The 15,426-nt window shown below is 31.7% G+C and carries 13 protein-coding genes and 1 other RNA gene; 4 read left to right on the plus strand and 10 right to left on the minus strand.

What is annotated here, in order from left to right; translation table 11 throughout:
* Window positions 1-58: 58 nt before the first annotated feature.
* Window positions 59-799, plus strand: coding sequence for a tyrosine-protein phosphatase (locus tag CA2559_RS10605; RefSeq protein WP_013187885.1), 741 nt, complete (start codon window positions 59-61; stop codon window positions 797-799).
* On the opposite strand, the gene CA2559_RS10610 is transcribed toward CA2559_RS10605, so the two are convergent.
* The 7 genes from CA2559_RS10610 to CA2559_RS10635 all read right to left on the minus strand — a co-directional run bounded on the left by CA2559_RS10610 (window position 796) and on the right by CA2559_RS10635 (window position 10,625).
* The gene (locus CA2559_RS10610; RefSeq protein ID WP_013187886.1) at window positions 796-3,186 is read right to left on the minus strand and encodes a GumC family protein; all 2,391 of its coding nucleotides are present in this window, start codon (window positions 3,184-3,186) and stop codon (window positions 796-798) included. The genes CA2559_RS10605 and CA2559_RS10610 overlap by 4 nt on opposite strands.
* 6 nt (window positions 3,187-3,192) lie before the next feature.
* Entirely contained in the window at window positions 3,193-3,996 is an 804-nt protein-coding gene (locus CA2559_RS10615; RefSeq protein ID WP_049787206.1) for a polysaccharide biosynthesis/export family protein, read from the minus strand.
* Between the two features lie 47 nt (window positions 3,997-4,043).
* Entirely contained in the window at window positions 4,044-6,029 is a 1,986-nt protein-coding gene (locus CA2559_RS10620; RefSeq protein WP_306465501.1) for a polysaccharide biosynthesis protein, read from the minus strand.
* A gap of 52 nt (window positions 6,030-6,081) precedes the next feature.
* A complete protein-coding gene (locus tag CA2559_RS10625; RefSeq protein WP_041240998.1) occupies window positions 6,082-7,212 on the minus strand; it encodes an aminotransferase class I/II-fold pyridoxal phosphate-dependent enzyme in 1,131 nt (376 codons plus the stop codon).
* 6 nt (window positions 7,213-7,218) lie between these two features.
* Window positions 7,219-7,824 carry a sugar transferase gene (locus tag CA2559_RS10630; protein WP_041240999.1) on the minus strand — a complete coding sequence of 202 codons (606 nt, stop codon included), beginning with the start codon at window positions 7,822-7,824 and terminating at the stop codon, window positions 7,219-7,221.
* 100 nt (window positions 7,825-7,924) lie between these two features.
* Window positions 7,925-8,131 carry a PID-CTERM protein-sorting domain-containing protein gene (locus CA2559_RS13765; protein WP_013187891.1) on the minus strand — a complete coding sequence of 69 codons (207 nt, stop codon included), beginning with the start codon at window positions 8,129-8,131 and terminating at the stop codon, window positions 7,925-7,927.
* 10 nt (window positions 8,132-8,141) lie between these two features.
* A complete protein-coding gene (locus tag CA2559_RS10635) occupies window positions 8,142-10,625 on the minus strand; it encodes a T9SS type A sorting domain-containing protein (RefSeq protein WP_013187892.1) in 2,484 nt (827 codons plus the stop codon).
* A gap of 182 nt (window positions 10,626-10,807) precedes the next feature.
* Between CA2559_RS10635 and CA2559_RS10640 the strand changes: the two genes are divergently transcribed.
* The gene (locus CA2559_RS10640; protein ID WP_013187893.1) at window positions 10,808-11,665 is read left to right on the plus strand and encodes a TolB family protein; all 858 of its coding nucleotides are present in this window, start codon (window positions 10,808-10,810) and stop codon (window positions 11,663-11,665) included.
* Between the two features lie 23 nt (window positions 11,666-11,688).
* Here CA2559_RS10640 and fsa read toward each other — a convergent pair whose 3' ends face one another.
* Together fsa and CA2559_RS10650 are read right to left on the minus strand one after the other, a co-directional pair.
* Window positions 11,689-12,342, minus strand: a complete 654-nt coding sequence (gene fsa / locus CA2559_RS10645; RefSeq protein ID WP_013187894.1) for a fructose-6-phosphate aldolase — start codon at window positions 12,340-12,342, stop codon at window positions 11,689-11,691.
* Window positions 12,343-12,389: 47 nt separating this feature from the next.
* Window positions 12,390-13,205 carry an SDR family oxidoreductase gene (locus tag CA2559_RS10650; protein ID WP_041241000.1) on the minus strand — a complete coding sequence of 272 codons (816 nt, stop codon included), beginning with the start codon at window positions 13,203-13,205 and terminating at the stop codon, window positions 12,390-12,392.
* A gap of 168 nt (window positions 13,206-13,373) precedes the next feature.
* On the opposite strand from CA2559_RS10650, the gene CA2559_RS14000 reads away from it, so the two are divergent.
* Both CA2559_RS14000 and CA2559_RS14005 read left to right on the plus strand, forming a co-directional pair.
* On the plus strand, window positions 13,374-14,108 hold the full coding sequence (locus tag CA2559_RS14000; RefSeq protein ID WP_316927761.1) for a von Willebrand factor type A domain-containing protein: 735 nt from the start codon (window positions 13,374-13,376) through the stop codon (window positions 14,106-14,108).
* Between the two features lie 51 nt (window positions 14,109-14,159).
* Window positions 14,160-15,233 (plus strand): vWA domain-containing protein, encoded by a 1,074-nt coding sequence (locus tag CA2559_RS14005; RefSeq protein ID WP_316927764.1) that lies wholly within the window; start codon window positions 14,160-14,162, stop codon window positions 15,231-15,233.
* A 39-nt stretch (window positions 15,234-15,272) separates the two neighbouring features.
* Here CA2559_RS14005 and ffs read toward each other — a convergent pair.
* Window positions 15,273-15,370: signal recognition particle sRNA small type (gene ffs / locus CA2559_RS13705), an RNA gene on the minus strand.
* Window positions 15,371-15,426 lie beyond the last annotated feature (56 nt).

Here is a 15,426-nt window from a genome sequence, read left to right on the forward strand (position 1 = left end):
ATGTTAGTTTTTCGGAACTGTATTGTTAATTTTGTTTCTCTTAATTTATATAGTATTTATGCTTTCAATTTTTAGCCCAAAAACATTTTTACGAGATTTATTAGTCGGTTTCACAGATGTTCATAATCATATTCTTCCAGGAATTGATGATGGTGCAAAGACCGTAGAAGAATCTATTGACCTTATAAAAGGACTGAATAATTTAGGGTTTAAAGAATTTATAGCTACACCACACACTATGAATGATTATTACCCAAATACATATGAAACAATAACGAACGCGCACAATACAGTACAACAAGCTTTAACTAAAAACTTATCTAATATAAAAATTGGGTACTCCTCTGAATATATGATGGATTCTCATTTTGAGAATTTATTAGAAGACAATAAAATTATACCATTAAAGGATAGTTTAATTCTTGTTGAAATGTCCTATTTACAACCACCAATAAATTTAGAAGAAATAATTTATAAAATTGGTGTTGCTGGCTACGAACCTATTTTGGCGCATCCTGAGCGTTATGCCTTTTATCATAAAAATAATGAATATTATAAGACACTAAAGAAATTAGGGTGTAAATTTCAACTGAACATGTTATCCCTAACGTCACAATATGGTGAGTCTGTAACCAAAACAGCCAATAGACTATTAAAAGATGGAATGATAGATTATATAGCTAGCGATACACATCATAAAAGACATGTTTCTAAAATAGGATCCCTTAAATTAAACAAGAACCAAGTAACGTATTTAAAACCTATAATTACAGAAACTAACCTTATTTTCTCGTCTTAAAATCTTAATTTGGATTTTAATTTAGTGAAGAACGTTTCTTTTTCCGCACCATACGTGTAGCCATAACCGTACTTATTTCCATAGCCATAATTAGAAACACTAACATTATTAACTACAAATGCCATATTACGTAATTTCTTCTCGTGGTAAAGTTCAACCGGGAATTTAAGAAGTCTTTTATCTGTATATTCTGCTCTTGTTACATACACAGTAAAGTCTGCATGCTGGCTAATTAATAGTGTATCTGTTACTAACATAGTTGGAGCAGTATCTACAACTACATAATCATACTTATCTTTAACCTCTTCTAATAAGTTTTTAAACCTATCTCTCATTAACAACTCAGCTGGATTTGGAGGTATCCTACCAGATAAAATTATACTTATATCTTTCTTGTTAATTTTATAACTATCTGTAACACTTTCAATGGTTACTTTTTCATCATATAAGTATTCAGAAAGACCTTTGCTTTGCTCTGGCCTATCTATGTACCTATGTAATTGTGGGTTTCTAATATCTGATCCAATTAGCAAAACTTTTTTATCTGAAGTTGATAATGTAAGTGCTAGGTTAAATGCTACAAATGTTTTTCCCTCACCTTTAACCGTAGAAGTAACAAAGATTATGTTTTTCTCTTCACCTTTAATAGACTTTACAAAATAGCTTAAGTTGGTTCTTAATATCCTAAAGGCTTCTGCTAAAATAGATCTGTCATTAGTACCAACTGTTTCACTTTCCTTAGTATCAATCTTAGGGACTTCACCTAAAATAGGAATAAGTTTAGTTTCTTTTTCTACATCTGCCCTATTATGAATCTTATTATCTAATAAGTTTTTAACGTAAATTATAAGGAAAGGAATTATTATACCTAAAATAAAAGCAGCTAAATATATAATTTGCTTTTTAGGAAATATAGGAGATCTTGAACTATAAGCATCATCGATAACCTTTGCTGAAGGTGCTGTAATTGCTAAAGAAATTGCAGTTTCTTCACGCTTTTGCAATAGGTATAGAAAAAGATTTTCCTTAATATTTTGTTGCCTAGTTATATCTCTAAAGATTAAAGAGTTTTTAGGAACAGAAGAAATTTTAGAGTCTAAATTATTTTGTTGGTTAATAATGTCTCTGCGTTTTACCTCAAGAGATTTAGTCTTATTATTTAAGCTAGTTAAAATATTAGATTTTATTACATCTATTTGATTATTCAGATTAATTACAATTGGGTTAGATGCAGTACCAGTTTGTAATTGATTATTCCTCTGAATAACTAACTGATTATACTCACTTATAGAACTCTCTATTCCTGAATCTGTTACACCTAAATTTGCAGGTAATAAATCTGAAGATCGGTTAGTGTCTGTTAAATAATCTTTTATATATTTTATTAACTCAAGTTGAGTTTCTACTTCTACTCTACTTTTTTGAATTTCTCTTATATCTTCAACATAAAGTTGAGCCTCAGAAGGAATATCTGTTATTTTATTTTCAGTTTGAAACTCTTTTTTGTTAGTTTCAACAGAATCTAATTCTTCCTGAATTATTTCTAAACGCTCTGCTATGAAGTTAAACGTGTTTTCTGAAACTAAATTTTTATCTACAATAGCATCATTATTAAATTGCTTAATAATGTTATTTAAAATATCTTCAGATTTTTTTGAATTTTCACTTTGCATTGAAAGTGATATTACACTACTTCGTCTTCCTGTATTCTCAACTGTTAAAGCACTTTGATACTTGTTAATAGCGCTAAACTGAGGTAATAATCTAACTATATACTTCTTATTAATCCAAGAATTATTTTCTGAAAGGTTTGTTTTATTTGGAACAATTGTAAACTTCCCGAAACCAAGATTAACTACATCACCAAAACTATGTTCACTACTAGTTTCTGTTGAAACTTCTTTAATTTTATATTTAGAATTAGATATAGGCTCTACCTCTAATTGTCGTGAGTACCCTTGATTGCCTAAAGAATCTTGACCAATAAATGTAAAATCAAATGGTTGACTATTGTAGAGCTCAACTGTCTTAATATTACCTTCTAACAGATATTGTGTTGTAAGGTTAAGATCATCAACAACACCAGACATTAAATTTTTAGACTTTAAAATTTGGATTTCATCTTCTACATTTACAGATGAAAATCCTGGCGTACCAGAACCTAAGTCCTCTAATATTGAAGCTTCACCCTTTTTTTCATCCTTAACCAAAATTGTAGCTGTAGATTGATAAATAGGTGTTGCATATCTTAAGTATAAAAATGCACCAGTAAGAGTTATTATAACCCCTAACACAAACCATTTCCATTGAAACAGATACTTATCTATCTCTTCTCTTAAGTTATTATCTTCTTCTTTAAAAATAGGTGAATTTGAGGTACTGTTCATATTGATTTATCTTGAGATAATAACAATTACTGATAATAATAAAGAGGCTAAAGAGAAGAATATTCCTGTATTTGGATTAGATGCAGATCGCTGTACTTTTGCATAATTAGGGTCTACAACAACTACATCATTTTGCTTTAAGTAATAATATGGTGAAGTGAATAAATCATTTTTTGTAAAGTCTAACTGAGCAGTAGTTTTACTACCATCTTCATTTTCCCTTATAATTAAAACATCTTGTCTACTTCCAGAAATTTGCATATCTCCAGCTAATCCAATTGCTTCAATAACAGAAACTTTTTCATTTTCTATATTATAAGTTCCTGGTCTGGCTACATCTCCAATAACAGTAACCCTAAAATTTAAAAGTCTAACATTTACAACGGGATCAATTATAAATTCTGTAAGTTTTTCTGTAACCTTATCTACCACTTGAGTTTTAGTTAAGCCGCTAACTTTAATCTCACCTAAACCAGGCATTTTTACAGAACCATTCTCATTAACTAAATAAGCTTGGTTACGCTGAACAGCTACATTTGCACCTATAGCGGTTTCTGTAGAAATTGCAGGCAAATTAAAAGGCTTAGCAGCAGCTTGATCTAATCCAGAAACAGATACAATAATAGATAAAAGATCATTTTTTTGAATAACTAACTTTTCTTGAGCAGCTTCTATAGTTCCTCTTGATTCAATATCCTGAAAATAAAGCACGTCTTTTTTTGAGGCGCAAGAGGTAAATAGCATAGAAAACAGCAATACTCCAATTACTATAAATTGGTTATTAACTGTTAACTTAAAATTTTGTATCATTTTCAGTAATTTTCTGCAAAAATAGACATTCTGTTTATTTAACTGCATTAAAGCTTTTTTATTTTAACGGTATCCTCATTTATTATCTCGTTAAACGACACCTCTGCATCTAATGACTCATAAGATGAATTCTTACTTTTAAATTCTGGAATCATTTTTTTAAGCTTGTGAACCACACGCACATTATTATGATTATTTGCAGAATTAATAACGCTATCTATACTGCTTGAGATAAACTCATAGTTATCATTTCTATCTTTAGTAATCATAATTTTTTCATGATGTGTAGGTAGAGTTTTAGCTTCATCTGATAGCAGTTCTTCGTATAACTTTTCTCCTGGCCTTAATCCAGTTATTTTAATATGTATATCCTTGTTTGGTATAAATCCAGCCAACTTTATCATTTTCTTGGCTAAATCCATAATCTTGACAGGTTTACCCATATCAAAAATAAATATCTCACCACCTTTACCCATAGCACCAGCTTCCAAAACTAATTGACAGGCTTCTGGGATTGTCATAAAATATCTAATTATATCTGGATGTGTGATGGTAACTGGTCCGCCTTCTTCAATTTGTTTTTTAAATAAAGGGACAACAGATCCATTAGATCCTAAAACATTACCAAATCTTGTAGTTATAAATTTTGTAGCACATCTATCTTTCAGTTGTAAGTTATAATTTAGAGATTGCACATACATTTCTGAAGCTCTTTTAGAAGCTCCCATAACATTACTAGGGTTTACTGCTTTATCTGTAGATACCATTACAAAGTGACCTACTTTAAACTTTGCAGCTAAATCTGCAACTTGTTTTGTTCCAAGAATGTTTGTTAAAATAGCTTCATGAGGGTTGTTCTCCATAAGTGGCACATGTTTATATGCCGCTGCGTGATAAATAACATCAATATCAAACTCATCAAAAACACTTTGCAAGCGAACGTTGTTAGTAACATCACAAATTATACATTTGTACTTAAGGTTAGGAAAGTGCTCATTTATCTCCAGTTGTATTTGATGCAAAGGAGATTCTGCTTGATCTAATACTAATAACATCTTAGGTTTGTATTCTGCTACTTGCCTAACAATTTCACTACCTATAGATCCTGCTCCACCAGTTACTAAGACAGTTCTATTTTTTAATTGATGTTCTTTATTTTTTTTATTTAATACAATAGGCTCTCTTTCTAATAAATCCTCAATTTGCAGCTTTTGTATTTGTGGAGAATTACCTTCCTCAAAATTTGATAAGATTGGAGAACTATACATCTTAATGTCATTCTCTAAACACTCATCTACTATTTGCTGCTTTTCTTTTGGGTCTATAGCAGAAGTAATTATTATAGCCTTTACATTTAATATTCTTAATGATGGTAAAATAGACTCCTTTACTCTAACAACAGGCTTTTCTAATATTCTTAACTGTCTTTTAAAGTTATTTCTAGACACAAATCCCTTTACTAGAAAACGTTTAGGGTGCTCCATTTCTAATGCTGCAGCAATAGATATTGCATTTTCATCTATTCCGAGAATTGCTACATCAATTAGGTCTTCTTCACGTTGTGCTATCTTAAAAAACTCATAGAGTTGTTTAATTGCTATCCTAAATAAAAATAAAATCGAAAATGATATAAATGAATACATTATAAGACCGGTAGTAATAAAAATCTTATCACCATAAGTGCCTTGATAAAATACATTTAACATAAGGCATACAACTGTGGTACTCATTGAAGCTAAAAACAGCTTTAATGCATCCATCATTGAAGAGTGTCTTATAAGTCCTGAGTATGTTTTATATAAAAAGAAGAAGATTACATTAACAGAAATTACAATAGATGCTTGAATGGAATATTCTAAAACATCCAAAGGACTTATTCTAATTCTATTAAGTATTATTATTGATACAATTAAAGAAATACAAATAAGTAATGTATCAATTATTAATACAACCCATCTTGGAAGATATTTAATATTACGAACATTAATCTTATTTTCACTATAAGACATAATGATTCGAAATGCCTGTTTCAATTTCTCTAACATAAAGCTTAAAACTTAGTGTAAGTTAATTATTTTAATGTTATTATTGAAAATAATTTAATATACCTTCCTTAATTCTACTAATTTCGTGTTCTCCTAAATTTGATCCAGATGGTAAACATAAACCATATTTAAATAAATTCTCCGCTACGTTTGTACCGTAAAATGGTGCATTTGAGAACACTGGTTGCATATGCATTGGTTTCCATAAAGGTCTACTTTCTATATTTAATGTTTCTAAATATACTCTTAAACCTTCTCTTGACTTTCCATTGGTTTCATTTACAATAATTGCAGATAACCAATGATTAGAGTAATAATCTGAATTAGGTTCTTCAAAAACTGTTACATCATCAATCGAAGAAAATAAGTCTTTGTAAAACGAATTCATACGTCGCCTTAGGTTTACATGATCATCTAATACTTCCATTTGACCTCTACCAATTCCAGCACTAATGTTACTCATTCTGTAATTATACCCAATTTGTGTATGCTGATAATGTGGAGCTTGATCTCTAGCTTGTGTTGCCAAGAAAACTGCCTTTTCTTTATGTACCGGTAGTTTTGAAACTAATGCACCACCACCAGAAGTTGTAATAATTTTATTTCCATTAAAAGACAAAATAGAAATATCACCTAAGGTTCCACAATTTTTATTTTTATAAGTACTTCCTAAAGCTTCTGCGCTATCTTCTATTATAGGAATATTATATTCTTTTGAAATTTCATTTAAAGCATCTGCTTTGTAAGGCATACCATATAAGTGAACAGCTATTATTGCCTTAGGCTTTTTTCCTTTTTTTATTCTGTCTTCAATAGCTAGTTTTAAATGCTTTGGACAAATATTCCAAGTATCAGGTTCACTATCTACAAATACTGGTGTGGCTCCTTGATAAATAATAGGATTCGCAGAGGCTGCAAATGTGAAACTTTGGCAAATTACTTCATCATCTTTGCTTACGCCAAGTAAAATAAGAGCTAAGTGAAGTGCGGCAGTTCCGGAACTTAATGCGGCTACCTCTACTCCATTTCCTAAGTATGTTTTGATACTTTCTTCAAAATTATTAACGTTAGGACCTAATGGAGCTATCCAATTTGCATCGAATGCTTCATTTATGTAAGAGAGTTCATTGCCTCCCATATGAGGTGAGGATAACCAAATTTTAGAATTCATAGGTAATTAGTTTGTGCCATCAAATGGAGCGGTTGTGGCTTGGTTAGCAGCATTTATATCTGATCCTTTAAACACTTTCTCTACTGTTTTAAGGATAATTTTAATATCGAGACTAAAGCTTATGTTATTAACATACCAAACATCAAATTTAAATTTTTCAGTATAACTAATAGCATTTCTGCCATTTACTTGAGCCCATCCTGTAATGCCTGGTTTTACTATATGTCGCTTATGTTGTTCTTCTGAATAAAGTTTTAAATATGCTGGTAATAATGGTCTCGGACCAACAATACTCATATCTCCCTTTATTACATTTAATAGTTGTGGAATTTCATCTAAAGAGGTCTTTCTTACAATTTTCCCAAAACTTGTTAACCGTTCTGCATCAGACAACAACCTTCCTTTTGAGTCGGTGTCATCACGCATAGTCTTAAACTTTATTATCTTAAAAATTTGACCATGCTTTCCTGGCCGTAATTGATAAAAGAATGGAGAACCTTGATTTACTATTGCCAATACTAATACTAAGATTAAAAATATTGGAAAAGCAAGTACAAAAGCTAGTGATGCAGTAAATACATCTAACGATGGTTTAATAAGTTTTTGATACATCATACGGACTGCAAATATAGGTGAAGAATTATCAATAAAAAGGATAAAAAAAGCACCTTTCTAAAAAGAAAGGTGCTTTTAAATAAAGTATATTGAGTGTTTAGCTTTTTCTTAACTTTTTAACACCAAAATAAGCGCCTATTGCTAAAGCTATAGAGATAAATCCATCTATAGGTGCTTCTGGCTCATCTAATACCTCACCATCATTTGGGAGACCTAATTGAGCATACATATCATTACTACATAGTATTAATACCATGAAGGCAACAATTAGTAAGTTTTTAGGGGTCATTAATTTACGTAACATATTGCTTTTTTTATTTTATTATAATTCTTTTTGAGATTGTATTTCCTGCTATTGTAGCGTTTACAATATACACACCACTATTTAATTTACTAGTATTAATAGTAGTTTGTTGAGTAGATGTTGATACATTTTCAGATAACACCTTCTGACCTAACATATTGTAAATTTCAATATTAGCATCTCTTAAATTTCCATTTACTAAGTTTAATGTTAATTGCCCATTAGAAACTGGATTAGGAAAAACAGTTAATAGAGACTCATTAAAAGTATCTACTCCTAAAACATTTTGAGTAAAAATAATTTCAAATCTATCATCAGATAAACTTTGTGGCTCGTCACTATCTACAGAAAACTGAACCAATGTTTCATTACTATTAGTTAGCATTGTTTGTGTACCTAAATAATTATCAACTAAATAAGCTGTTGTGTTTTCAAAATCACTTATTCTAAACTGTAGTGTATAATCTGTCTTCTTGTAGTTTGAAATAGATAAAGAAATCTCATCTCCTTCAACAGGTAAAGCTCTGCTATCTATGCTTAATAAATTTCCTTCAGATAAAGTCCCTAAATTTTCATCAAGATTACCAGCTTTTGAAGCATCTAAATTATCAAAAGAAGAATTATAATTATCATTAAATCTAATTAATGAACCATCTCTTGGTGTCTCATTATTTGTAAAAGCTTCTAAATCATATAATGCGATACTTATAAATTTATCACTAGTTGTATTACTTGTAAAAAAGATATCTGTATTAACTTCATCTGTTACTTTATTTACCTCAGTAAATGTCATTGCTGGAGTTGGAGAACCAACAAGAGGAGTATCTGTATTTACAAATGCAGATTGTCCTGGTTGTAAAAATCTATTAGCAGATGAGTTTGAAGCCATAGCATCTGTATCTGTTAATGGAAATGACAATGAATTTATATCATTAGCTATTACATTACCAAATGTTACAGTTACAAAAGCACCATTATCACCTAATGTAGGATCATATACGTGATAAGCATCAGTTTGTATGTCTGTAGTTCCAGGATTATTTAAAACAGCATCCATATCTACAGGAGCTTGGTAAGGGTTCCCAACTAAAATAGACCCATCTGGATCTGGGTTTAGGTTGCTGGCAGTTACAACATAATCACCGGTATGCACAACTCCAGTTGTTCTTAATGTTACATCACTTACAGTAGCATCATTATTTGTAAGGTCTGTTGAACGGTTACCTCTTACAAGAGTTAAGTAACCAATACCGTGTTTTAAAACACCATCTTCTTCAGCTGAACCATCTCCCATAGTTGTAGATGTTACAGCTACATAAGCTGCAGGAGCTGCTTGCTCATTTACAATATACATAGATGGATTATTTAAAGACGTTGCATCAAATCCATTTGAAGCGCCACCAGTACCCGTAATATGTATACCAAAGCCATTATCCGTTATAGGTTGAGCTTCTTGCCAATTAGTATTTATTGTCCCTGTATTTTTAAGTGGAGAAGCTAAAAGACGATATGCTCTATTACTTTGAGGTATAAAACGCTCAACAGTTACATTACCTGTAAATGTTGCCGCATTGGTTAAACCAATAACACCTGTAGACATGCTTGTGTTTTTAAAGGTAAAATCATTTCCTGTAATAATTGTTGCACTTGGTGCCACCAAAACTCCAGAAATTGTAACCGATCCACTATTGGTAATACCAGTTACAACTGTAATACCTTGAGCATTTAATGTAGCTCCAGAATCTATTGTTACAGTATCTGCTGAAAAATCTCCAGCTGTAGTTGCCGTACCAGCTTGTACTAAAACACTATTTGAGGCATCACTAGGATTACCTGCATCACTAGGATCGTTTGGCACCCAACCTGTAGTATCATCTACATAAACATAATCTGCTGCTGGTGTTGACGGTGTGCCTGTAACCATTAGTTGAGTAAAATCAAAACCATCACCACCACCGTTGATATTAAAGTCAAATCTTATTACTAATGTAGATACTGAACTAACATCGATATTTTGCCAAGTATTTGGACTATTAAGACTACCATCAGCGGTCAATGCCGGTCCATTTACAGGCGCACCATTATCCAACGTATAAGACCACTGAAATTGTTCGCCAGTTCCATTAAATACACTTGACCCGACTGTCTCTGCTATACCCTGAATTGTTACATCGATAAACCCGGTAACATCTATATTGTCGGTATAAAAATAGGCCGCTCCTCCAAAGTCTCGACAGACAATTTGTGTGCCATCCGATTCGAAAAAATTATCACTTGAATCAGTTACTGGTGTTGTATCATAACCTAGCACATAATTAGAACCACTAAAAGTTTGAGGTCCTGATGCAGGAGGATTAGCATTATTATGGTTAAAACCTCCAGTAGTTCCATAATTTATGGTATATACATTAGACTGCCCAAATGAACTAATTGTAGCTCCAAAGCAAACAATAAGAGCTAAAATTAAATTGTGTTTTTGTAAAATTGTTTTCATGCATTAAATAGATTAATTAATTGTATCTCAAAAATAGAGGTATTTTAATACTATATTAAAAACCTTAGTGTTAAGTTAATATCAATTTTGAAACATTAAATATAGAAATAATTTAATAAATAATTAACAATTATAAAATCATATAATTTACTTTTATAAATTATTCCAATAATCTATTATATATGCGTTTTGTCGTAATCCTATTTTTTATAATTCACCACTTAGCTAACGCACAACCTAATACTGATGTCTATTTTTTAAATACCGAGACTAGAAATTTGGTAAACATTTCAGACAACAAAGGCTATGATAATCAACCTTCATTTATATCAGACAGTTTGGTTTTGTTTGCTAAATCTAGACAGCAACAGACTGACATTATCTTATATAATATAAATTCTAAAGCTTCTAAATGGATATCTCATACAACTCAAGGCTCTGAATTTTCTCCTGTACAAATACCAAACACTAAAAACATTGCAACTGTAAGACTAGATACTACAGGTTTACAACGTCTTTATAGTTATAATACAACTACAAACAAAACAACTCTTGTAAATGATTCTTTAAAAATAGGATATCACGCTTGGAACAATGAACACGAATTAATCACCTATGTATTAGGCAATCCTTCAATTTTAGTATATATCAACTTAAAAGATCAAACTCAAAAACAGATAGTCGACAATATTGGGAGATCTCTTCAAAAAATCCCCAATTCTAATTTAATGAGCTATACCTCCATAAATACAGACGGTATTCATGAAGTTTATCAGTTAGATATAGAAGATGATTTTAGTAGCTACTATGTCTGCGATCTTCCTATCGGAGTACAAGATTATACTTGGTTAAGCCGAGATGTACTCGCCATTGGCAGTGCTTCTTCCCTATTTACTTATGATACGTTTGTAGATGAAGATTGGCAAAGATGGATCTCTTTAAAAGATCATAATATTTCAAACATTACAAGACTAGCAGTTTCTCCTAATGGAACATTAATAGCTATTGTAGCTGAAGAAACATATAAAGACAAAAATTAAATGCGAGCTGAAAATTTATGCGCTTAATTTCCTTTTTTGAAGTCTGCTAAAAACTTTTCTAAACCTATGTCGGTTAATGGATGTTTTAACAATCCTTCTATAGAAGATAAAGGTCCTGTCATAACATCTGCACCTATTTTAGCACAATCAATCACGTGCATTGTATGTCTTACAGATGCTGCTAGAATTTGAGTATCAAATCCGTAATTGTCATAAATTAATCTTATTTCGGCAATAAGATTTAAGCCATCTGTTGAGATATCATCTAAACGACCAATAAACGGAGATACATACGTAGCGCCAGCTTTAGCTGCCAGTAATGCTTGACCGGCAGAAAATACTAATGTACAATTGGTTTTAATACCATTATCACTAAAATACTTAATTGCTTTTACACCATCTTTTATCATAGGAACCTTAACTATAATTTGGTCGTGTAATTTAGCTAGCTCTTCACCTTCCTTTATAATACCTTCATAATCTGTAGAAATTACTTCAGCAGAGACATCGCCATCTACAATCTCACAAATTTTTACATAATGGTTTTTTATGTTTTCAGCTCCAGTAATACCTTCTTTAGCCATTAGTGATGGGTTTGTTGTTACGCCATCTAAAACACCAAGGTCTTGTGCTTCTTTAATTTGGTCTAAATTTGCTGTATCTATAAAAAACTTCATCAGTAAAATTTTAAGGTTGAGTAATAGTATTTATTGCTAGTGTAAAATTACAATTTATAATGATTTAGAAGCATTTTTTCAAATAGTTTATCTGGTAAAATATGTTTTAAAGCTACAGAAATACGCTGCATAAATGCACCAACCCTATAATGAATTGTGGGATGCTCTGTTAAGATAACACTATGAACTTTTTTAGCCATTTTTATAGGATCTTCACCGTGATCTACATGTTCATCCATTATTGCAAGTGTTCTTCCGTAGTTTTTTTCGTAGGCAGACCCTTTTATTACTGGCGCGTGAAAACGTCCTGCAGCAATGTTAGTTGCAAAATCTCCAGGTGCTATATTGGTCATCTTAATACCAAACTCTTTTAGCTCCATACGGTAGGCTTCTGTCGTAATTTCTAATGCACTTTTAGTTGCAGAATAAATTCCTCGATACGGCAAGCCCATATAACCTGCAATAGATGTTATATTAATTATTGTGCCACTTCGTTGTTTACGCATTTGCGGTAAAACTGCCTTAATTACACGAAGTACTCCAAAATAGTTGGTATCAAAAGCAGCTTGCACTTCTTCATCTGGTGTTTCTTCTAAAGGTCCTGTTATGCCTTTTCCTGCATTATTAATAAGAACATCTAGCTGGCCTTCAATAGCTATTAATTTAGCTACAGCTTCTTTTATACTTTCAGGTTTCGTAACGTCTAAAGATAAAAAATGAATACCATTTAAATGGTCTTGCTTAGGAGATCTAGAAGTTCCGTATACTTTATAACCTTGAAGATGAAGATATTCACCTATAGATTTACCAATTCCAGATGATGCTCCAGTAATTAGCACAACGTTTTGAGTAGAGTTTGCCATAACGGCAAATATAATCACTCTTATAAGATTACAATATATAAGCTCCTTAAGAAAACAAGTCTCAGGCAAAAGTAAGCGTTGCTCACTCAACTCTTGCATATACTCATTCCTACTTTTAGTCAATCAATCATTACTCTAGTTTTATATAAACTTTTAAAAACCAAGACTATGAAACTATTATTTAAAACTATACTGTTTGTATTAATTAGCTTTTCTCTGCAAGCACAAAACTCAATGATTAATGGCATTGTATCAGATGAAGCTGGCTTACCGTTGCCAGGTGCAACTATAATTGTAAAAGGCACAAGCAATGGTACTCAATCTGATTTTGATGGTAAATTTAAAATTAAGGCTGAAGAAGGAAACATTCTTGTATTTACATATGTTGGTTTTACAACCAAGAATATAAAGGTTACCCCAAAAGATTTTAAAGACACATTAATGGTTTCTCTTAAAAATGGAGCTCAATTAGATGAAGTTGTTGTGACTGGTTTAAAAGGGAAAGTGTCTGGTTTAAATATAACTAGTAGAAATAAAGTAAGAAAAAGAAATGTTAGAATTCATCTTAGAGGTAACCGTAGTATACCAGTTTCACAAAGAAATCAGCGTCAAGTTAGAGAGCAAGAATCTTATGCGTTAGTTGAAGAGAATACTTTTAAAACAGCATCTGTTTCACCACTTTCTACATTTTCAATAGATGTAGATCGTGCTAGTTATAGCAACATAAGACGTATGATAAACAATAGTCAACCTATTCCTGTTGATGCAGTTAAGGTAGAAGAAATGATCAATTACTTTTCATATAATTATCCAGAGCCAAAAACTAATGATCCGTTTTCTGAATACACAGAGTTGGTACAGTCACCTTGGAACACCAATACGTCCATTTTAAGAATAGGATAAAAAGGAAAGACTATAAACCTTGATAAGCGTCCTGCGTCTAATTTAGTTTTTCTGTTAGATGTTTCTGGCTCTATGAATTCATCTAACAAACTACCATTGCTTAAATCTGCACTAAAGATATTGGTTGATGAACTTAATGTTAATGATAAAGTTAGCCTAGTAGTTTATGCTGGTGCAGCTGGCTTAGTCTTGCCTCCAACTTCTGGAGCAAATAAAGAGACCATCCTAAATGCAATAGAAAATCTATCTGCTGGAGGTTCTACGGCTGGTGGTCAAGGTATAAAACTTGCTTATAAGATTGCTGAAGAGAATTTTATTAAAGGCGGAAACAACAGAATTATATTAGCCACAGACGGTGACTTTAATGTTGGAGCCTCAAGTGATAGAGCTATGAAAGACCTTGTGAAAGACCAAAGAGATAATGGCGTATTTCTAACTTGCCTAGGTTTTGGAATGGGTAATTATAAAGATTCTAAGCTAGAAACCTTGGCGCAAAACGGTAACGGAAACCATGCGTATATAGACACCATGCAAGAGGCTCAAAAAATATTGGGAACAGAATTTTTTGGTACTATTTATACAATAGCCAAAGACGTTAAAATACAGGTAGAATTTAATCCGCAACTAGTAAAAGCTTACAGACTTATAGGATATGAAAATAGGTTGTTAGCTAATGAAGATTTTAAAAATGATAAAAAAGATGCGGGAGACTTAGGAAGTGGTCATAACGTTACCGCACTTTATGAAATAATTCCTGTTGACACAGAAAGTAAATATATTAGCGAAGAAAACGCTTTAGATCCTTTAAAATATACTACTTCAACTACGTCTCAACATCAATATGAACTAGCTACAGTAAAGTTACGTTACAAAAAACCAAATGAAGATTTTAGCAAAGTGATGCTTGCATCTGTACTTAATAAGCCAATACATATAAATGAAGCTTCAGAAGACTTTAAGTTTATGTCTGCAGTAGCATTGTTTGGAATGCAGTTAAAGCAATCTGAATATATTGAACTTAAGGATAAAAAGACAGTTATAGCTTTAGCAGAACAAGGGTTACATAATGATCCTGAAGGTTATAGATCAGAATTTGTGAGGCTTGTAAAAAGTTATAGAAAGTAGAAAGAGAATATGTTTCTAAACAAAACATTAGTGCATAAAAAAAGGCAAGTACCTACATCACACCGCTACGACCGAATACCTTTGCTTCGTTCCCGACCTGGAGGATTCAACGGGAGCTGGTTGTGTAGGACTTGCCAGGTGCAAATATACAATGTTTACATATTCTGACAAGTAATTTTATATCTGATTTTCA

Source organism: Croceibacter atlanticus HTCC2559 (genome assembly GCF_000196315.1).
Classification (GTDB): Bacteria; Bacteroidota; Bacteroidia; order Flavobacteriales; family Flavobacteriaceae; genus Croceibacter; species Croceibacter atlanticus.